This window comes from Aeromonas sp. 19NY04SH05-1, assembly GCF_040581895.1.
GTDB classification, from domain to species: Bacteria; Pseudomonadota; Gammaproteobacteria; order Enterobacterales; family Aeromonadaceae; genus Aeromonas; species Aeromonas enteropelogenes.
Map to the genome: position 1 here is coordinate 4,503,539 of NZ_CP095328.1, position 18,962 is coordinate 4,522,500.

The 18,962-nt window shown below is 60.0% G+C and carries 18 protein-coding genes, 2 rRNA genes and 2 pseudogenes (1 of these 22 cut by a window edge); 11 read left to right on the forward strand and 11 right to left on the reverse strand.

Going from position 1 to position 18,962, the window contains the following annotated elements; genetic code table 11:
- Positions 1-4 precede the first annotated feature (4 nt).
- Positions 5-1,054, reverse strand: coding sequence for a glycosyltransferase family 9 protein (locus MRK42_RS20835; RefSeq protein ID WP_042070654.1), 1,050 nt, complete (start codon positions 1,052-1,054; stop codon positions 5-7).
- A gap of 232 nt (positions 1,055-1,286) precedes the next feature.
- Here MRK42_RS20835 and coaD point away from each other — a divergent pair, with 232 nt between their 5' ends.
- Positions 1,287-1,769: a pantetheine-phosphate adenylyltransferase gene (coaD, locus tag MRK42_RS20840; protein WP_042027224.1), complete on the forward strand. Its 483-nt coding sequence runs from the start codon at positions 1,287-1,289 to the stop codon at positions 1,767-1,769.
- A gap of 48 nt (positions 1,770-1,817) precedes the next feature.
- Here coaD and MRK42_RS20845 read toward each other — a convergent pair whose 3' ends face one another.
- From MRK42_RS20845 to radC, 6 genes are all read right to left on the reverse strand, one after another.
- Entirely contained in the window at positions 1,818-2,723 is a 906-nt protein-coding gene (locus MRK42_RS20845; RefSeq protein ID WP_354688644.1) for a VirK/YbjX family protein, read from the reverse strand.
- A 176-nt stretch (positions 2,724-2,899) separates the two neighbouring features.
- On the reverse strand, positions 2,900-3,712 hold the full coding sequence (mutM, locus tag MRK42_RS20850; RefSeq protein ID WP_354688645.1) for a bifunctional DNA-formamidopyrimidine glycosylase/DNA-(apurinic or apyrimidinic site) lyase: 813 nt from the start codon (positions 3,710-3,712) through the stop codon (positions 2,900-2,902).
- Between the two features lie 23 nt (positions 3,713-3,735).
- The gene (locus MRK42_RS20855; RefSeq protein ID WP_223379547.1) at positions 3,736-4,191 is read right to left on the reverse strand and encodes a hypothetical protein; all 456 of its coding nucleotides are present in this window, start codon (positions 4,189-4,191) and stop codon (positions 3,736-3,738) included.
- A gap of 90 nt (positions 4,192-4,281) precedes the next feature.
- Positions 4,282-4,449, reverse strand: coding sequence for a 50S ribosomal protein L33 (gene rpmG, locus MRK42_RS20860; RefSeq protein WP_005307500.1), 168 nt, complete (start codon positions 4,447-4,449; stop codon positions 4,282-4,284).
- 11 nt (positions 4,450-4,460) lie between these two features.
- The gene (gene rpmB, locus MRK42_RS20865) at positions 4,461-4,697 is read right to left on the reverse strand and encodes a 50S ribosomal protein L28 (protein WP_005307492.1); all 237 of its coding nucleotides are present in this window, start codon (positions 4,695-4,697) and stop codon (positions 4,461-4,463) included.
- Between the two features lie 136 nt (positions 4,698-4,833).
- A complete protein-coding gene (gene radC, locus MRK42_RS20870) occupies positions 4,834-5,508 on the reverse strand; it encodes a DNA repair protein RadC (RefSeq protein ID WP_042070659.1) in 675 nt (224 codons plus the stop codon).
- Between the two features lie 148 nt (positions 5,509-5,656).
- Here radC and coaBC point away from each other — a divergent pair, with 148 nt between their 5' ends.
- The 7 genes and pseudogenes from coaBC to pgi all read left to right on the forward strand — a co-directional run bounded on the left by coaBC (position 5,657) and on the right by pgi (position 11,287).
- Complete coding sequence (gene coaBC / locus MRK42_RS20875; protein ID WP_342013715.1) at positions 5,657-6,859, forward strand: bifunctional phosphopantothenoylcysteine decarboxylase/phosphopantothenate--cysteine ligase CoaBC; 1,203 nt, start codon at positions 5,657-5,659, stop codon at positions 6,857-6,859.
- A 103-nt stretch (positions 6,860-6,962) separates the two neighbouring features.
- Entirely contained in the window at positions 6,963-7,421 is a 459-nt protein-coding gene (dut, locus tag MRK42_RS20880) for a dUTP diphosphatase (RefSeq protein ID WP_124238244.1), read from the forward strand.
- Positions 7,422-7,491: 70 nt separating this feature from the next.
- Positions 7,492-8,088 carry a nucleoid occlusion factor SlmA gene (gene slmA / locus MRK42_RS20885; RefSeq protein ID WP_042027216.1) on the forward strand — a complete coding sequence of 199 codons (597 nt, stop codon included), beginning with the start codon at positions 7,492-7,494 and terminating at the stop codon, positions 8,086-8,088.
- Positions 8,089-8,096: 8 nt separating this feature from the next.
- Positions 8,097-8,198: pseudogene (locus tag MRK42_RS20890) on the forward strand (nucleoid occlusion factor SlmA); the annotation flags it as partial.
- Between the two features lie 8 nt (positions 8,199-8,206).
- Positions 8,207-8,308: pseudogene (locus MRK42_RS20895) on the forward strand (nucleoid occlusion factor SlmA); the annotation flags it as partial.
- A 157-nt stretch (positions 8,309-8,465) separates the two neighbouring features.
- On the forward strand, positions 8,466-9,302 hold the full coding sequence (locus tag MRK42_RS20900) for a mechanosensitive ion channel domain-containing protein (protein ID WP_042070663.1): 837 nt from the start codon (positions 8,466-8,468) through the stop codon (positions 9,300-9,302).
- A 335-nt stretch (positions 9,303-9,637) separates the two neighbouring features.
- Positions 9,638-11,287: a glucose-6-phosphate isomerase gene (gene pgi / locus MRK42_RS20905; protein WP_354688646.1), complete on the forward strand. Its 1,650-nt coding sequence runs from the start codon at positions 9,638-9,640 to the stop codon at positions 11,285-11,287.
- 164 nt (positions 11,288-11,451) lie between these two features.
- Here pgi and ilvC read toward each other — a convergent pair whose 3' ends face one another.
- Positions 11,452-12,933, reverse strand: coding sequence for a ketol-acid reductoisomerase (ilvC, locus tag MRK42_RS20910; RefSeq protein ID WP_354688647.1), 1,482 nt, complete (start codon positions 12,931-12,933; stop codon positions 11,452-11,454).
- 226 nt (positions 12,934-13,159) lie between these two features.
- Between ilvC and ilvY the strand changes: the two genes are divergently transcribed.
- On the forward strand, positions 13,160-14,053 hold the full coding sequence (gene ilvY / locus MRK42_RS20915; protein ID WP_042027211.1) for an HTH-type transcriptional activator IlvY: 894 nt from the start codon (positions 13,160-13,162) through the stop codon (positions 14,051-14,053).
- Here ilvY and MRK42_RS20920 read toward each other — a convergent pair.
- Positions 14,035-14,901: a hypothetical protein gene (locus MRK42_RS20920; RefSeq protein ID WP_354688648.1), complete on the reverse strand. Its 867-nt coding sequence runs from the start codon at positions 14,899-14,901 to the stop codon at positions 14,035-14,037. The genes ilvY and MRK42_RS20920 overlap by 19 nt on opposite strands.
- Before the next feature lie 177 nt (positions 14,902-15,078).
- Between MRK42_RS20920 and MRK42_RS20925 the strand changes: the two genes are divergently transcribed.
- Positions 15,079-15,270 carry a hypothetical protein gene (locus tag MRK42_RS20925; RefSeq protein ID WP_042027209.1) on the forward strand — a complete coding sequence of 64 codons (192 nt, stop codon included), beginning with the start codon at positions 15,079-15,081 and terminating at the stop codon, positions 15,268-15,270.
- A gap of 73 nt (positions 15,271-15,343) precedes the next feature.
- The gene (locus MRK42_RS20930; protein WP_354688649.1) at positions 15,344-17,917 is read left to right on the forward strand and encodes a bifunctional acetate--CoA ligase family protein/GNAT family N-acetyltransferase; all 2,574 of its coding nucleotides are present in this window, start codon (positions 15,344-15,346) and stop codon (positions 17,915-17,917) included.
- Between the two features lie 175 nt (positions 17,918-18,092).
- Here the strand turns inward: MRK42_RS20930 and rrf are convergent.
- Together rrf and MRK42_RS20940 are read right to left on the reverse strand one after the other, a co-directional pair.
- Positions 18,093-18,207 (reverse strand): 5S ribosomal RNA (gene rrf / locus MRK42_RS20935).
- A 196-nt stretch (positions 18,208-18,403) separates the two neighbouring features.
- Positions 18,404-18,962: ribosomal RNA gene (locus MRK42_RS20940) — 23S ribosomal RNA — on the reverse strand; it runs 2,330 nt beyond the window's last position.

Consider the following 18,962-nt stretch of genomic DNA (forward strand, 5'->3'; position numbering starts at 1 on the left):
TGCATTACTGCGGGTCGTTGCCGCGCCAGAAGGGGGCGGCCCAGCGAGCCATTTCGGGCACCATGGCCTTGGGATCGAGCTGGCTCATGTCCTCCGGATGATCGCTGTCCTCCGGCGGGCTGAAGGCGAGATGACGCCCTTCACTGTTGAGCGGCTTCCAGCGCAGCGGTGTGGCGGAGCGGCGCATCGGGAAGAAGCCGATGGTCGGTACGTCCAGCGCCCCGGCGATGTGCAGTGGGCCCGTGCTGCCGGCGATAAACAGGGCGGCGTTGGCCAGCACCTGACAGAACATCGGCAGCCCGTCGCTGGAGCGGTAGATCCAGCCGTTGCCGCCGTGGGCCAGCAGCTCGGCCGCCAGTTGCTCGGCCATCTTCTCCTCACCGGGGCCTGCGGTCAGTACGCACTGCAGCTCGGGGCAGGCCTGGTTCAGCTTGATGATGATGCGGGCATACTGCTCGATGGAGAGGTTGTTGGCCGAGCCGCCGCTACCGGCATGCACCATCAGCCAGGGGCGGCTGGCATCCAGCTTCAGCCTGGTGGCCAGCTGTTCGCGCACCTGTCGCAGCGCCGGTGCATCAAACTGCAGGAAGGGGGTATGGGGCTCTACCACCGCCACCTGATGATCGGCCAGGAAGCGGCGGATCAGCTCCAGGTTGTACTCAGACTCGGGCTTGAGAGAGCGGGAGCGGCGCTGGATCAGGCGCTGGTTGTAGAGCACCTGGGCCAGCTTGGTGGCTGGCGCCAGGCGATAAGGGATGTGCGCCTTCCACACCAGCATGGCGTTGCGGGAGTTGGAGAAGAGGCAGATGGACGCATCGAACGCGGCCGCCTTGATGCGCGCCAGCAGCGCGCGCTGTTGCTCCTTGTCGGCACGGACACCCGGATCAATGAGCACCTCGTCAATCCAGGGGCAGAGCCGGGCCAGCGGCGCCGTGTAGGCGGGAACCAGGGCAGTCACATGACATTCCATGGACTCCTTGAGCATGGCGAAACTCGGCCAGGCCAGCATGAAGTCGCCAATCTTGTCATTGCGAACGACCAGAATACGTTTCATAAAAAATCCCTTTGCTCCCTGTCACCAATGCAAGGAGGCTTGATGCGCGATGCGGGTATTCTTGCCTGATGCAGGGCTATTCTCAAGTGAAGACGCCAGAGTGCCCCGATTTAAGCGACCAAATTGTGCATCTTGCGCCGCTTCCTGCGGCAAACTGACGCTACCGCTCTCGCGGCAAGCCCTCGACAGACCCTATAATGCGACCAAATTTCCAGGTTGCAGGACTGCAAACATGACTACCAGGGTAATTTATCCGGGGACCTTCGACCCCGTGACCAATGGCCACGCCGACTTGATCGGTCGCGCCGCCAAGCTGTTTGACGAAGTCGTGGTCGGCGTCGCCAACAGCCCGAGCAAACGTCCGCTGTTCGATCTGGCAGAACGTGTCCAACTGGTTCAGCAAGTGACCAGTCACCTGCCCAACGTCAAGGTGGTGGGCTTCTCCGGCCTGCTGGTGGATTTCGCCAGGGAGCATCAGGCCAATGTGCTGATCCGCGGCCTGCGCGCCGTCTCCGACTTCGAGTACGAATTCCAGCTGGCCAACATGAACCGCCGCCTGATGCCGGAGCTAGAGAGCGTCTTCCTCACGCCAGCGGAAGAGAACTCCTTCATCTCCTCCACCCTGGTAAAGGAGGTGGCGCTGCACGGCGGCGACATCCGCCAGTTTGTCGACCCCGTAGTAGCCCAGGCCATCGCCACCAAACTGGGCCGCTGAGCAGGGGCTCTTCGCAACAAACAGGCTACCCGAGGGTAGCCTGTTTCATCAGGGCGCCAGTTGTTTGCTCGCCTGGCCTTGGGGTATATCGGCAAACTGCCGATCGATCACATCCTGCAGCTGATCGAGCCACTCGTAACGACGCCGGTACATGGCGCGCTTCCTGGACGCCACCTCCTCCAGCGGTTTGCGCAGCGCCGGCTGCAGGGCCACGAAGTTGGCATCCACATCCTCGGCGCCGAACTCCTGCCACAGCTCATCATAATCGGCCAGTAAGTTGCCCTTCTGTTTGCGGCTGTAGCGTTTGGCCTGAAAGACGTGGGCCCGCTTGCGCACCGCCAGCACCCGCTCGCCCCCCATGGCCCGGGCCAGTTGCAGCACCAGCATGACCAGCAGTGACTTGGGTCGCAGGCCGTGTCCTTCCCTGGTCAGATCGCGCACCCGCGCCTGAGCCTGCTCGACTGCGGGCTCGGGCCCCTGCATGGAGCCTATCATCAGCTCGGGATGGGCAGCCGATCCCGCCAGCGAGAAGGCGCAGCTGTAGAGACGCAACCCCTGTGGATCGACGATGGAGAGTGCCAGCTCGGCCTCTCGGCGAAAGGTGCCATCATGGCACAGCAGGATGCGGCAATCGCTCTGGGGATAGCGCCCCAGCTCGACCCCCTGCCCCAGATAGAGCGGCTCAATGAGAGTTGGATAGCGTGCCAGCAGCAGGCGATAGTGATCCTCCAGCATCTCGGCCCGCTCACGAGCGCGGGCACAGGCGAAGCGATAGGGTCGCATCGGCTTGTCGAGCAACTCGGGATAGCGGGTGGGCAACGCCCTGAGAGGGGCGGCCTGAAACAGGGTGAAAACCCGGTGCAACGACTTGCGATAAAGCAGGCTGCGCAGTACGAACTTGCCGCGGTTGAAGGTCTTGCGGGCACATCCCTCCGGATAGAGGTAACGGGCCATCTTTTTTGCGCAATAGCGCTCCTGCCGGGATAAATATTCCCAGTCTATTGATTTTACTGTCATTTTTATATCTCTAACCGCCTGAACGGCCGGAATACTAGTGACAGCTGCACACAGCTTCAACAGACGGGAAATACTCTCTTACAACTTCAACGGGATCCGCCGAAAAAACGGCCTCAACGCTGGCAATGGGAGCAGAAAACCGTGGTTCGCTGGCCCATTTTTACTTCGCTCAACAGGGTCTGACAGTGGTAACAGGGCTGGCCACCCCGGCCATAGACCTGCAGCTTCTGCACGAAATAGCCCGGCTTGCCGTCGGCACTGGTGAAATCCTTGAGGGTGGTGCCCCCCTGGCGAATGGCTTCGGCCAGCACCCGCTTTATCTCGGCCACCAGAGTGGCCAGCCGCTCGGCGCTGATGTTGCCGGCCGCCCGCTTGGGGTGGATGCCGGCGGCAAACAGCGCCTCGTTAGCGTAGATGTTGCCGACCCCGACCACCACCTGATTGTCCATCAGGAACTGCTTGATGGCGGTGCTGCGCCCCCTGGCCCGCTCCCGCAGGTAATCGGCACTGAAGGCGTCGGTCAGCGGCTCCGGCCCCAGCTTGGCCAGCAGGGCGTGCGCCTCGGCCGGTTCGCGAGTCCACAGCAAAGCCCCGAAACGGCGTGGGTCGTTGAGCCGCAGCAACTTGCCATTTTCGAGCTCGATATCCACATGGTCATGTTTCTCGGCCGGCGTACCGATATCCAGTACCCGCAGGCTGCCGGACATCCCCAGATGGAGGATGGCGGTACCAAAATCGGTCTCCAGCAGCAGATACTTGGCACGGCGCCGCACCCGATGGATGGTGAGATCCACCAGCTCCTGGATTTCACCGGGCACCGGCCAGCGCAGACGACCGTCCCGCACCACCACTCGGGTGACCTTGATGCCGGTGAGCCAGGGGGAGATCCCCTGACGGCTGACTTCGACTTCTGGCAATTCAGGCATGACAACCTCGCAAGCAACAGGGATCAGGGGGCGGGACGCAGCAGGCCGCGATACTGCTCGGCACTCAGCGTGAGCCAGCTGCCTGATGGCAGTTGGGCCGCGTACTGGCCATTGTTCTGGTAGAGGCCGAATGCCAGCGGATCGCTCTGGCCGGCAATCCATACCTTGAGGGTGACAGGGGCACCGCGTACCGCCTCGCCGGGGGGCAGCGACCAGCCCTGCCAACTGTCGATGCGGGCTGCCAGCTGGGCGCTGTCCAGCCCCAGGTCCGGCACGCTGCGCCAGCCCTGACCGACCCGCTCAATCTGCCAGCCCGGCCCCTGCCAAGTGAGTACCACGGCATCCGCCGGCAACAGGGGACGCGCCCGCTTGGCGCTGTTTTCCTGTTGGGCAATCTCCAACCGGTGCAGCAGGGTGATCACGATCAACACCGCCACTATGATCACGTTATTCCAGCCTTTACGGCTCAGTTTGAACATGGCAAGCCTCCCTTCGAACCGGCAGTGTACTGAATTCGGCCCATAAAAAAACCCGGCACGAAGCCGGGTTTTTGAGACAAATTCAAGTAATTACTTGATTTTGCCTTCTTTGTAGATCACATGCTGACGAACAACGGGATCAAACTTTTTGATCTCCATTTTTTCGGGCATGGTGCGCTTGTTTTTGGTAGTGGTATAGAAGTGACCAGTACCGGCGCTGGAGTTCAGGCGAATTTTCTCGCGAATACCTTTAGCCATGATCTAATTCCTTATACCTTAACACCGCTGGCGCGCAGTTCAGCCAGAACCACTTCAACGCCACGCTTGTCGATGATACGCATGCCTTTTGCGGATACGCGCAGGCTTACGAAGCGTTTTTCACTCTCAACCCAGAAACGGTGAGTGTGCAGGTTCGGCAGGAAACGACGCTTGGTAGCGTTGTTAGCGTGCGAACGGTTGTTACCAACTGCCGGGCGCTTGCCGGTTACTTGGCATACTCTAGACATGTCAGTCTCTCCAAATCTTACTTCATTGCTCGAGCAAATATCTGCCCCGCTGGCCTTCGATTGCGGGGCAAACAGAAGGCGGCATTTTATACAGCATCCGTGATCAAAGATCAACTAATACGGCGCCAGAGCACAGTTATAACCAACCGCGCTCGGCAAAAGAAACCGTGATGCCATCACCGATCACCAAGTGATCCAGCACTCTGATATCGATCAGGGCCAAGGCGGCCGTGATCCGATCCGTGATCTGGCGGTCGGCCCTACTGGGCTCGGCGACGCCGGACGGGTGATTATGCGCCAGAATCACAGCGGCTGCATTATGTTTGAGCGCGATCTGCACGATTTCTCTGGGCCAGACGCTCGCCGCATCGATGGTGCCGTAGAAAAGTTCGACAAATTGGATGACCCTGTGCTGATTATCGAGCAATAACAGCGCAAACACCTCACGCGGCCGATCCCGCAACTGGGCCTGCAGATAGTCCCGGGTCAGCTGGGGAGAAGTCAGCGCTTCGCCCCGTTGCAACCGCTCCGCCAGATGGCGCCGGGCCATCTCCAATACCGCCTGTAGCTGGGCGTATTTGGCCGGCCCCAGGCCATGGGCATCACAGAAAGCACGCTGATCGGCCCCCAACAGGGTACGCAACGAACCGAACTGGCTGAGCAGCTGGCGGGAGAGATCCACCGCGCTCAGGCCGTTGACGCCGGTGCGCAGGAAGATGGCCAGCAATTCGGCATCGGAGAGCGCCGCAGGCCCCTGGCGCAACAGCTTTTCCCTCGGGCGCTCATCCTCCGGCCACTCTTTGATGCTCATTTGTCTCTCCCTCGTCCTTGTTGAGAAAAAACATAGCAAAAAATCGCGGGAGCTCGGCCACAACTCCCCCAAGTCAATCTCTGTCGTCACTCCCAGCCTGTGGTATCTTAGCCGACCAGTCAGAATGAGCCGGATAGAGATACAGCAGATGAGATTGGCCGATAAACGCATCCTGTTGGGTGTCAGCGGCGGCATCGCCGCCTACAAGAGTGCCGAGCTGGTGCGCCGCCTGAAAGATCAGGGCGCCGAGGTTCGGGTGGTGATGACTCGCTCCGCCAAGGAGTTCATCACCCCGCTGACCCTGCAGGCCGTCTCCGGCCATCCGGTGGCCGATAGCCTGCTGGATCCGGCCGCCGAGGCCGGCATGGGCCATATCGAGCTGGCCAAATGGGCCGATCTGGTGCTGATCGCTCCCGCCAGCGCCAACCTGATGGCCCGCATGGCGGCCGGCATGGCCGACGAGCTGCTCACCACCCTCTGCCTGGCGACTCCGGCCCCCGTGGCGCTGGCCCCGGCCATGAACCAGCAGATGTATCTCAATGCCGCCACCCAGGCCAACCTCAAGACCCTGGCCAGCCGTGGCACCCTGCTGTGGGGGCCGGATTCGGGCAGCCAGGCCTGCGGTGACGTGGGTCCGGGCCGGATGCTGGATCCTCTCGAACTGGTGGAACGTTGCTGCCAGCAACTGGCCGGCGAGCCACTGCTGGCCGGGGTCAAGCTGCTGCTGACGGCGGGGCCGACCCGCGAGGCACTCGATCCGGTGCGCTACATCAGCAACCACAGCTCCGGCAAGATGGGTTACGCCATCGCCCGCGCCGCCCGCGAGGCGGGGGCCGAGGTGACCCTGGTGAGCGGTCCGGTGGCACTGGCGACCCCGAACGGGGTGGAGCGCATCAATGTGGAGAGCGCCCTGCAGATGCATGAGGCGGTGATGAGCCGGGTTGGCGAGTGCGATCTCTTCATCGGATGCGCCGCCGTGGCCGACTATCGCCCCGAGCAGGTGGCCAGCCAGAAGATCAAGAAAACTGGCGACAACGATCAGATGGCGCTGACCCTGGTCAAGAATCCCGACATCATCGCCGCCGTAGGGGCACTACCAGACAAGCCGTTTACGGTGGGATTTGCCGCCGAAACCGTGGATGTGGAACAATACGCCCTCGACAAATTGCGACGCAAACGGCTGGACATGATCGCCGCCAACGACGTGTCTCGCGAAGGGCAAGGCTTCAATGCCGATGACAACGCCCTGACCGTATTCTGGCAAGGGGGTCATGCTCCGCTGCCACTGGCCGACAAGCTGACGCTGGCCCGTCATCTCGTCGCCCTGATTGCGCGCCACTACCGGCGCTGAGCGCCGGGTCGCCATGGGCTCCCGATAACACAAGACTCATGACACCCCGCCTTGCAGTGCAGAGACGGGGTGCCCACACAAGATCCAATTGAAAAAACGATTCATGACTACACAAATTGAACTGAAAATCCTGGATGCCCGTATCGGCACCGAGTACCCGCTGCCTGCCTACGCCACTCCGGGCTCTGCCGGCATGGATCTGCGTGCCCTGCTGGATGCGCCGCTGACCTTGGCCCCCGGTGATACCACCCTGGTGCCGACCGGTCTGGCCATTCACATCCAGGATCCCGGTCTGTGTGCCACCATCCTGCCCCGCTCCGGCCTCGGCCACAAACACGGCATCGTGCTGGGCAACCTGGTGGGTCTCATCGATTCCGACTATCAGGGCCAGCTGATGGTCTCGGTCTGGAACCGTGGCAAGGAGAGCTTCACCATGCAACCCGGCGAACGCATCGCCCAGCTGGTGATCATGCCGGTAGTTCAGGCCAGCTTCCAACTGGTCAGTGAGTTTAACCAGAGCGAACGGGGTGAAGGCGGTTTTGGTTCCTCTGGTCGCCAATAACAAGACCACACAGCCCCTTGGGGGTGGTGCCTAATAACAGAATCAAGCCATTGTTTTTTTAGGGGAATCCATGGCAAGCAGTAATCAGAAACAGAGTCGGCGCGACCAGATCCTGCAAGCGCTCGCCCACATGCTGGAAACCAGTCCGGGTCAGCGTATCACCACGGCTCGCCTGGCAGCCGAGGTCGGTGTCTCTGAGGCCGCCCTCTATCGACATTTTCCCAGCAAGGCGAGGATGTTTGAGGGGCTGATCGACTTTATCGAGGATTCCCTGCTGTCACGGGTCAATCTCATCATGACGGAAGAGAAAGACACCATGGCCCGCTGCCACCACATTCTGCAGCTACTGCTGGTCTTCGCCGAGCGCAACCCGGGCATCACCCGTATCCTCAATGGCGATGCCCTGCTGGGTGAACACGACCGGCTGCGGGATCGCATCAGCATCCTGTTCGACAAGCTGGAAACCCAGATCAAGCAGGTACTGCGGGAAAAACGGCTGCGGGAAGGCCAGGGCTTCCAGCTCGACGAGACCATGCTGGCCAATCTGCTGCTGGCCTACACCGAGGGACGGATCAGCCAGTTTGTCCGTTCCGAGTTCAAAATCAAACCCACCGCAGGGTTTGAAGACCAGTGGCAATTTATCCGCAGCCAGTTGCTGCAGAGCTGAACCGGAGGGACGGATCAACCATGTACGTCCGTTCCGAGTTCAAGATCAAACCCACTGCCGGGTTTGAAGACCAATGGCAATTCATTCGCAGCCAGCTGCTGCAGAGCTGAACCGGAGGGACGGATCAACCATGTACGTCCGTTCCGAGTTCAAGCTCAAACCTACAGCCGGGTTCGAAGATCAGTGGCAATTTATCCGCAGCCAGCTGCTGCAAAGCTGAGCCTGCAAGACCCCATATGAGAACGGAGGCCTTGGCCTCCCTTCCTTTTTGTGGCAACTTTTTACGGTAGAAAATAAGCACCAGATGCGACCCAATCTGTCGCACTGCAATGTTAGATTCATCCGTTATCAATCTTTAGCATCTGACAGGATCTCCTATGGAACCCGAAATCATCACCGAAGCACAGACCTGGCTGGTCAACAACCAGGGCCTGCTGATCGAGTATGCCGTCAACATCGCCGCCGCCCTGCTGACCCTGCTGGTGGGCTATATCGCCGCCAACCTGATCAGCGGGGGCGTGGTCAAGGTGATGAAGAGCCGCAAACTCGACGCTACCATCACCGAGTTCGTCGGCAGCATCCTCAAATACGCCATCCTGGTGTTCGTGGTAATTGCGGCACTGGGTCGGGTCGGGGTTCAGACCGCCTCCTTCGTGGCCATCATTGGTGCCGCCGGTCTGGCCATCGGTCTGGCGCTGCAGGGCTCGCTGTCCAACTTCGCCGCCGGCTTCCTGCTCATCATCTTCCGCCCTATCAAGGCGGGCGAGTTCATCGAGGTGGCTGGCACTGCGGGTGTAGTGCAGTCCGTGCAACTGTTCACCACCACCCTCACCTCCGGTGACAACAAGATGGTCGTGGTACCGAACTCCGCCATTCTTAACGGCACCATAGTCAACTACTCACGCATGGATACCCGTCGCGTCGACATGACCTTCGGCATCGGCTACGGCTCCGACCTGCGCAAGGCCAAGCAGATCCTTGAGCGTCTGGTGAACGAAGAGCCACGCATCCTGAAAGATCCGGCCGCTACCATCGCCGTCGCCGCGCTGGCCGACTCCTCGGTCAATATCGTGGTGCGCCCCTGGGTGAAAACCGGTGATTACTGGGGTGTCTGGTTCGACTTCCACGAGAAGGTGAAGCTGACCTTCGATGCCGAGGGTATCGAGATCCCCTTCCCGCAGATGGTCATGCACACCGCCAAAGCCGGGGAGTGATGAATCCATTCCCTTGCTCACAATGCCAGCCTTCGGGCTGGCATTGTCGTTTTTGGGTGCCCCGACCGCATACAACCCGGCCGGCGATATGAAAACCATTTCACATTCCCGGGTTGGCCCCATTCATGAGCGAGCGCAAGATCCTGCTTGCTTTCGTGACTCATAATCCCGACTTTCAGGGTGTACACTCCCCCGGTGACCCAAGGTTGTAAAAGACAATCGGTAAAACTCTGTTACATGAGCCGGCCAGCCGGCTCGCTATAATGCTCGGATAATAAGGTTTGGCGGGGCCTTGCCTGCAAGGTTCAAACACAACTTGGCATTTCAGGAATCCTATGAAAAACATCAATCCAACCCAAACCCAGGCCTGGCAGGCACTGGAAGCCCATTTTGCAGCTAACAAAGAGACTCGTCTCAAGGATCTGTTCGCGCAGGACCCGAAGCGCTTTGACAAGTTCTCCCTCACCTTCGGCGGCGACATCCTGGTGGATTACTCCAAGAACCTGATCACCGAAGAAACCCTGAAGCTGCTCATCGAGCTCGCCAAAGAGACCGATCTGCGCAGCGCCATCGACGCCATGTTCAATGGCGAGAAGATCAACATGACCGAAGGGCGCGCCGTGCTGCACGTGGCCCTGCGCAACCGCTCCGACCGCCCGGTCGAGGTGGACGGCAAGGACGTGATGCCGGAAGTGAACGCCGTACTGGCCAAGATGAAGGGCTTCTGCGAGAAGGTCATCTCCGGCGAGTGGAAAGGTTACACCGGCAAGCCGATCCAGCATGTGGTCAACATCGGCATCGGCGGTTCCGATCTCGGTCCCGTCATGATCACCGAAGCCCTGCGCCCCTACAAGAATCACCTGGAGATGCACTTCGTCTCCAACGTCGACGGCACCCACATCGCCGAGACCCTCAAGAAGATCGATCCGGAAACCACCCTGTTCCTGGTGGCCTCCAAGACCTTCACCACCCAGGAGACCATGACCAACGCACTGAGCGCCCGCGACTGGTTCCTGGGGCATGCCGGTGACAAGGCCCACGTTGCCAAGCACTTCGCAGCCCTCTCCACCAACGGTAAGGCCGTGGCCGAGTTCGGTATCGACACCAACAACATGTTCGAGTTCTGGGACTGGGTTGGCGGCCGTTACTCCTCCTGGTCCGCCATCGGCATGCCTATCGCCCTGTCGGTCGGTTTCGACAACTTCGAGGCCCTGCTGCAAGGCGCCTTCGAGATGGATATGCACTTCGCCACCGCCTCCTATGAGCAGAACGTGCCGGTGCTGCTGGCTCTGATCGGCCTGTGGTACAACAACTTCTACGACGCAGAGTCCGAAGCCATCCTGCCCTACGACCAGTACATGCACCGCTTCCCTGCCTACTTCCAGCAGGGCAACATGGAGTCCAACGGCAAGTACGTGGACCGCAACGGCAACAAGGTCGACTACCAGACCGGTCCCATCATCTGGGGTGAGCCGGGTACCAACGGCCAGCACGCCTTCTACCAGCTGATCCATCAGGGCACCAAGCTGATCCCCTGTGACTTCCTGGCGCCAGCCATCAGCCACAACCCCATCGGTGATCACCATCCGAAACTGCTGGCCAACTTCTTCGCCCAGACCGAGGCCCTGGCCTTCGGCAAGAGCAAGGAAGCCGTGGAGGCCGAATTCCTGGCCGCCGGCAAGACGCTGGAGCAGGTCAAGGATCTGGTGCCGTTCAAGGTGTTCGAAGGCAACCGCCCGACCAACAGCATCCTGTTCAAGAGCCTGACCCCGAAAACCCTGGGTGCCCTGATCGCCATGTACGAGCACAAGATCTTCGTGCAGGGCGCAATCTGGAACATCTTCAGCTTCGACCAGTGGGGCGTGGAGCTGGGCAAACAGCTGGCCAACAAGATCCTGCCGGAGCTGGGCACCGACGAGGCTGTCACCAGCCACGACTGCTCCACCAACGGCCTGATCAACACCTGGAAAGCCTGGAAGGCCTGATTTTCCCGGCTGACCTGAATGCAAAAGCCCCGCTCGATGAGCGGGGCTTTTTTATAGCTATCAATCGGTCTGCTTGCATGATCCGGAGGACTGGCTAGGTGTCCAAGCCGGGCAGTAACGGGGATCGTCATCCCCGCCCCTTCATCATCCAGCCCGATGCAGGCTTAACCGCCGACGGCGATGCGTTTCATATCCTTCATGTAGCCACGCAGTACCTGACCGATCTTCTCGATCGGGTGGTTGCGGGTCGCCTCGTTGGCCGCCAGCAGCGCCTGGTTGTCCACGCTCTGGCTCTCGGCCTGGCTGGCACCCAGGTCGCCCGCTTTCAGGGTCGGCATGAAGTGTTCACGCAGCAGCGGCACGGCGGCGTTGGCAAACAGGTAGTTGCCATATTCGGCGGTGTCGGAGATGACCACGTTCATCTCGTACAGACGCTTGCGAGCAACTGTGTTGGCGATCAGCGGCAGCTCGTGCAGGGATTCGTAGTAGGCAGACTCCTCGTAGATACCGGAGGCCACCATGGTCTCGAACGCCAGCTCGACACCCGCCTTGACCATGGCCACCATCACCACGCCATTGTCGAAGTACTCCTGCTCGGCGATCTTGCCAGCATAGGCTGGGGCATTCTCGAAGGCAGACTTGCCGGTCTCTTCGCGCCAGGTCAGCAGCTTGATGTCATCCTCGGCCCAGTCGGCCATCATGCCGCGGGAGAACTCGCCGGCGATGATGTCGTCCATGTGCTTCTCGAACAGCGGGCGCATCAGGGTCTTGAGCTGCTCGGAGAGCTCGAAGGCGCGCAGCTTGGCCGGGTTGGCGAGTCTGTCCATCATCAGGCTGATGCCACCCTGCTTCAGGGCCTCGGTGATGGTTTCCCAGCCGAACTGGATCAGCTTGCCGGCATAGGCCGGGTCTGTGCCTTCGGCAACCAGCTTGTCATAGCAGAGCAGAGAACCGGCCTGCAGCATGCCGCACAGAATGGTCTGCTCGCCCATCAGGTCAGATTTCACTTCCGCCACGAAGGAGGACTCGAGCACCCCAGCTCGGTCACCGCCGGTGGCGGAGGCCCACGCCTTGGCGATGGCCATGCCCTCACCCTTGGGATCGTTCTCCGGGTGAACGGCGATCAGGGTCGGTACGCCGAAACCGCGCTTGTACTCTTCACGCACTTCGGTACCCGGGCACTTGGGCGCCACCATGACGACTGTGATGTCGGCGCGGATCTGCTGACCCTCTTCCACCACGTTGAAGCCGTGGGAGTAGCCCAGCGCAGCGCCCTGCTTCATCAGCGGCATCACGGTCTTGACCACGTCGGAGTGCTGCTTGTCCGGCGTCAGGTTTAGCACCAGATCGGCGGTCGGGATCAGCTCTTCATAGGTACCGACCGCAAAGCCGTTGTCGGTAGCCTTCTGCCAGGAGGCGCGCTTCTCGGTGATAGCGGCCTTGCGCAGGGCGTAGGAGATATCCAGCCCGGAGTCACGCATGTTCAGGCCCTGGTTCAGGCCCTGGGCACCACAGCCCACAATCACCACCTTCTTGCCCTTCAGCACGTTGCAGCCGTCCGCGAATTCTTCGCGCTGCATGAAACGACACTTGCCCAGCTGGGCCAACTGCTGACGCAGGTTCAAGGTGTTGAAATAGTTAGCCATGGTGATTGCTCCGTTCGATTGATTCCATGCCGGTGACGGCGTTGTCTGAACCACTATAGCGCGGGACACATATTGCCTGAACTGATATATTCGAAACAGTACGTTGCAGGAATTGAAATGTGAGTCTGCGCAATGTCGGGCTGTTTCCCCCTATTTTCTGAATGGGTGGAAGCGATGACCCGGGCAGATTGACTCGGCAAAGCAGGCCACAGCAGGAAGAAAAAAGATGGACCTTCGCAACCTCGAGCTGTTTCTCCACCTCGCCGACTCCCTCCACTTCGGCAAGAGCGCCGATGCCATGGCGGTCAGCCCCTCCACCCTGAGCCGCGCCATCCAGCGCCTCGAGCAGGAAACCGGCTGCGTCTTGTTCGAACGGGATAACCGCAGCGTGCGCCTCACCCCGGCCGGCGAGAAGCTGCGCGAGTTTGGTGGTGGATTGCTGCAGGAGTGGCGCCAGCTCAAGCAGGAGCTCAAACGCAACGACGAACCGCTGCAAGGGCGATTGCGAGTCTTCTGCTCGGTCACCGCCAGCTACTTTCTGCTGCCCGAGGTACTGGAGCGCTTTCGCCGTCGCTACCCCCAGCTGGAGATCAAGCTGGAAACCGGCGACCCGGCGCTGGCGGTGGACAAGATCCTGGCCGATGAGGTCGATCTGGCCATCGCAGCCCGCCCGGATGCCCTGCCCGCCAAACTGGAATTTGCCAGCCTGCAGCGGGTCCCGCTGGTCTTTATCGCCCCGCGCAACGCCCCCCAACTCAACCAGTGGTTTCATCAGGGAGAACCGGACTGGGAGCGGCTGCCCCTGATCCTCTCGGAACAGGGGCTGGCCCGCAAACGCAGTGACCAGTGGTTTCGCAACAAGGGGATAGCCCCCAACATCTATGCCGAAGTGGTGGGCAACGAGGGGATCGTCGCCATGGTGGCGCTTGGCTGCGGTGTGGGGTTGGTACCCGCCGCCGTCATCGATCACAGCCCAATGGGCGAGAAGGTGCGCATCGTCGAACCCAAGCCGGCACTCAAGCCATTCGACGTCGGCATAGTGGTTTCACGCAAACGGCTTGAGGAGCCCCTCATCCGTGCCTTCTGGGACACTGCCCAGAATCAGGGGGCGCTGCGTTGATCCGGATTGTAGATGAGGGTTGGGTCGGCCATCATGGGCCGGCTGCTCAGCGGCAATCCGGGGTTATGCAGTTCAAAACGCGTCCGTTGCTCCAGCTTCAGATTCCGCACTGTCTTGCCAAACGACTCTTCGAATACCTGTTCAAAGGCACCTGACTGCCGCGCCCGCTGCAACCCGAGCTCAATGCGCTGCGCGAGCTCAGGGTATTTAGGCGAGACGAAGAACAGCAAGGCCAGCGGGTAACGAAAAACCAGGTGCGGCTCGATGGCCAGATAGGGGCGTGCCTTGAGTTCGTCCTCGACTTCGATGACGGAGCGCAGGAAGCAGTCGAAGCGCCGCTTGCGCAACATGTTGAACAATACGTCGTACAGGCTGCCCACCACCACCTTCAGACCATTCGCCTTGAGCAGCTCGGTATCCGGCCAGAATCTGTGCTGGCCAATGGTCAACCCGGATTGCTGCCATTGTGCCAGGGACTGGATATTGGCAAAGCGCCCCTCATCTCCCTGCCGGATCAGGCAGACCCGCCACCCCAGCAGCCCCTTGGCCAGCGGGATATGCACCGCCAGCAGATCCTGCTCCCGCTCGCTGTCCGGTGCAAACACGGCCACTTGCACCGAACCGTCACCGCTCATCTCCTTGACCACACGCCCCTGCTCCATGGGTGCGCTGGCAATCAGTCGATAGGGGCCATATTCGGGGATGGTGAGTTCGAGGGAGAGGCGCAGCAACTCGGGAACGGCGGGATTGGGATGCTGCAGCAACTGATTCCAGACACGGATCGGCTGTTCAGCTGCCGAAAGGCTGGTCGCCATCAATGTGATACATAGTAGCCATGCCCTGACCATGCTCTAGCACCCGGATGTCATACGCCTCCCATTACTATAACGCCCCAGGGTTTCGAGGGGAGTACGGCGTGACAGATGTGTGAACCGTCCCGTGTCAAATATGACAATAGGAAAAGCCGCTAGATAACCGCAGACTCGGGCTGCTGACAAGGGACCGACTATTCAGGGAGAAGAGCCATGAAACAGCATTTGGTCGAGATAAAAGGGGCAACCCTGTTCGAGGAGTACCTGCAAAGCATGGGGGTCCCGAACACATTGCTGGACAGGGAACGGGATATCTATCTGCAGGATCGCCATCTGGGCGCAATCCGCCAGGTGCAGGGCGAGCTGAGATTTTATCTGCGCGCCAATGCCCTGAACAAACAGTGATCAGGAACCGGTCACAGAACCCGCTGCAAAGAGGTATTAGACTGGTATCTTCCCCCTTTCGCCGGGAGTGCCCATGAAAGCAAGCGGTCTGGATCGTCTGTTCAAGCCTCACTCAATTGCCGTGATCGGCGCTTCTACCGACCCGCTCAAGGCGGGTCATGTGATCGTCCGCCACCTGCTGGCAGGGCAGTTCAAGGGACCCATACTTCCCGTCACCCCCAAGGACAAGGCCATCGCCGGCGTGCTGGCCTATCCCGATGTTGCCAGCCTGCCGCTGGTGCCGGATCTCGCCATCATCTGCACCAAGCGGGAACGAGTCCTGCCACTGCTGGAAGCGCTCGGCCAGAAAGGCACGGGAGCTGCCATCATACTGGCAGGGGACTTTTCCGATGAGGAACGGCGGGAGCTGAAGCGGGTCTGCCAGCAATACGGCATCCGCCTGCTGGGACCGAACAGCATGGGCATGCTGCTGCCCGGGCAAGGGATCAACGCCAGCTTCTCTCCCATTACGGCCAAGCCAGGCCAGGTCGCCTTTCTCTCCCAGTCGGCCGCCGTCAGCGCCACCATACTGGACTGGGCCAAGCAACATGAGCTGGGCTTCTCTGCCTTCATCTCCCTCGGCGATCACTGTGACATAGACTTCGGCCAGCTGCTGGATCAACTCTCCCGCGACAGCACAACCCGCGCCATCCTGCTCTATATGGACAAGCTGCACGATGCCCGCCACTTTCTCTCCGCCGCCCGGGCAGCGTCGCGCAACAAGCCCATCCTGATACTCAAAAGCGGTCGCCACAACCCAAGCCATGGCCTCGACAACGTCTATGATGCCGCCATTCGCCGCGCCGGCATGCTGCGAGTTAGAGATACCCACGAGCTGTTTGCGGCGGTAGAGACCCTGAGCCATTCGATGACCCTCAAGGGGGAACGACTGGCCATCATCTCCAATGGCCGGGGCCTGGCCAACATGGCGGTGGATGTGCTGCTGGAGCGTGGAGGCAAACTTGCCCTCCCTCCGCTGGACATAGGCAGCGATGCAACCATCACAACCTATCAGGAAGCGCTGGACCACTTGCTGCAAGAGGAGGGGATAGACGCTATCCTGATCATCCATGCGCCTTCGCTGACGGCCCCCAGCGCGCCGCTGGCAAGCCATCTCATCACCCATCTCAAGCAGCATCCCAGAGCGCGTCGGCTCAATATCCTGACCAACTGGGCCGGGGAATATTCGGCGCAGGAGGGGCGCAGGCTGTTCACCGAGGCAGGCATTCCTACCTACCGCACCCCAGAAAGCGCCATGGCCGCCTTCATGCATATGGTGGAATATCGTCGCAACCAGAAGCAGTTGATGGAAACCCCCGCCTCCCTGCAAGGCAACCAGCTCAATATCGAGTTATGCCAACAGCTGTTGCGCCAGGCCAGGGAACGTAACCAGTCAAGGCTGGATACCCATCTCGCCCACCCCATATTACAAGCGGCCGGCCTATCAACTCTGCCGACCTGGATCGTCACTGATGCCATCGAAGCCACCTTGACGGCGGAGCAAATTGGCTACCCGGTCGCGGTCAAGCTGCGTTCACCCGACATCTTCCACAAATCTGCCGTGCATGGCGTGATGTTAAACCTGCGCACCTCGATGGAAGTGGCCCAAGCCGCCGACGCCATTCTGGACAGGGTTCGGCAGCACGACCCGGGCGCCCGCATCGAAGGCCTGCTGGTGCAGCGGATGGCACGCCGCAGCGGCGGCCTGGAGCTGCGGGTGCGGATCCAGCAGGATGCAGTGTTTGGCCCCGTCATCCTGCTGGGAGAATCAGGAGCCGAGCCCCAGGAGATGGTTGCGGCCCTGCCGCCACTGAATCAGGCGTTGGCTCGTTACCAAATCATCGGTGCCATGAAGAGCCGCAAGATCCGTGAGCAAGCGACGCCAGTGCGGCTGAATATCGATGCGCTCAGCCAGGTGCTCTGTCAGCTCTCCGAGCTGATACTGGCTTTTCCCGACATCCAGGAGCTGGATCTCCACCCACTGCAGGCATGCGACAGCGAAATGGTGGTGCTGGATGCCAGCATCACCCTGGCCGATCCCAGCACATCGCCACTCAGTCTACTGGCCATCCGCCCCTACCCCACCGAGCTTGAGGAGGGGGCCTGGCTCAAGGATCAGAGCCATATACTGCTGCGGCCGATCCGCCCGGAGGACGAACCGGCCCACAAGCAGTTCGTACTGCAAGTGTCCGATGAAGACAGGTACAAACGCTTCTTCGCCGATGTGGGAGAGCTGGGGCATGAAGAGCTGGCACGGATGACCCAGATAGATTACGACCGCGAGATGGCTTTTGTGGCCGTTGGCCAGGATGGTGTTTTTCAGGATCAGATCCTGGGTGTAGTTCGCGCCATCAGCCCCCCTGATCACAGTGATGCCGAATTCGCCATCTTGGTGCGCTCCGATTTGAAGGGGCTTGGCCTAGGTAAACTGATGATGGAGAAGATTATTCGCTACGCCAGAGAACAGGGGATTGAACAGCTATCAGGCATGACCATGCCCAGCAATCGCGGCATGATCAATCTAGCCAAGCGCTTGGGATTCAAGGTCGAACTGCACATGGAAGAGGGGGTGGTCAATATGGTGCTTGCTTGCAGCCATGGCCATTAAGCGGCATCCCATGTGTAGCCCCATCCCACACTAACCGTTTGAAATGAAAGAAATACACAAGCTGAAACAGTGGGCACAAGACTCATAAGGGCAAGCAAAGGGCAAATATTAAGCAAAAAGCAGAATTTCAGGTAATAAAAAACCCCGCTCGAGTGAGCGGGGTTTCGTGTTGGGTGCCTGGCAGTGTCCTACTCTCGCATGGCGAATGCCACACTACCATCGGCGCTACCGCGTTTCACTTCTGAGTTCGGCATGGGTTCAGGTGGTTCCACGGCGCTATGGCCGCCAGGCAAATTCTTCATCGATTTGTCCGGAACAAATCGAAACCGCCGTAGGCGGGCCCGAAGGGTGAGGTTCAGGACGAACCGAATAATCTTGGAAAGCTGACGTGAATAACGACCTAGCTAGTTTGCTTTGTCATTATCACTGAATTTATAAGTAGTTCATGCACTTGCTACAAGGCCAGAAACACTTCTTGGGTGTTGTATGGTTAAGCCTCACGGGTAATTAGTATGGGTTAGCTCAACACGTCGCCGCGCTTACACACCCCACCTATCAACGTTGTGGTCTCCAACGGCCCTTTAGGACCCTCAAGGGGTCAGGGATGACTCATCTCAGGGCTCGCTTCCCGCTTAGATGCTTTCAGCGGTTATCGATTCCGAACTTAGCTACCGGGCAGTGCCACTGGCGTGACAACCCGAACACCAGAGGTTCGTTCACTCCGGTCCTCTCGTACTAGGAGCAACTCCCTTCAATCATCCAACGCCCACGGCAGATAGGGACCGAACTGTCTCACGACGTTCTGAACCCAGCTCGCGTACCACTTTAAATGGCGAACAGCCATACCCTTGGGACCGACTTCAGCCCCAGGATGTGATGAGCCGACATCGAGGTGCCAAACACCGCCGTCGATATGAACTCTTGGGCGGTATCAGCCTGTTATCCCCGGAGTACCTTTTATCCGTTGAGCGATGGCCCTTCCATTCAGAACCACCGGATCACTATGACCTACTTTCGTACCTGCTCGACCTGTCCGTCTCGCAGT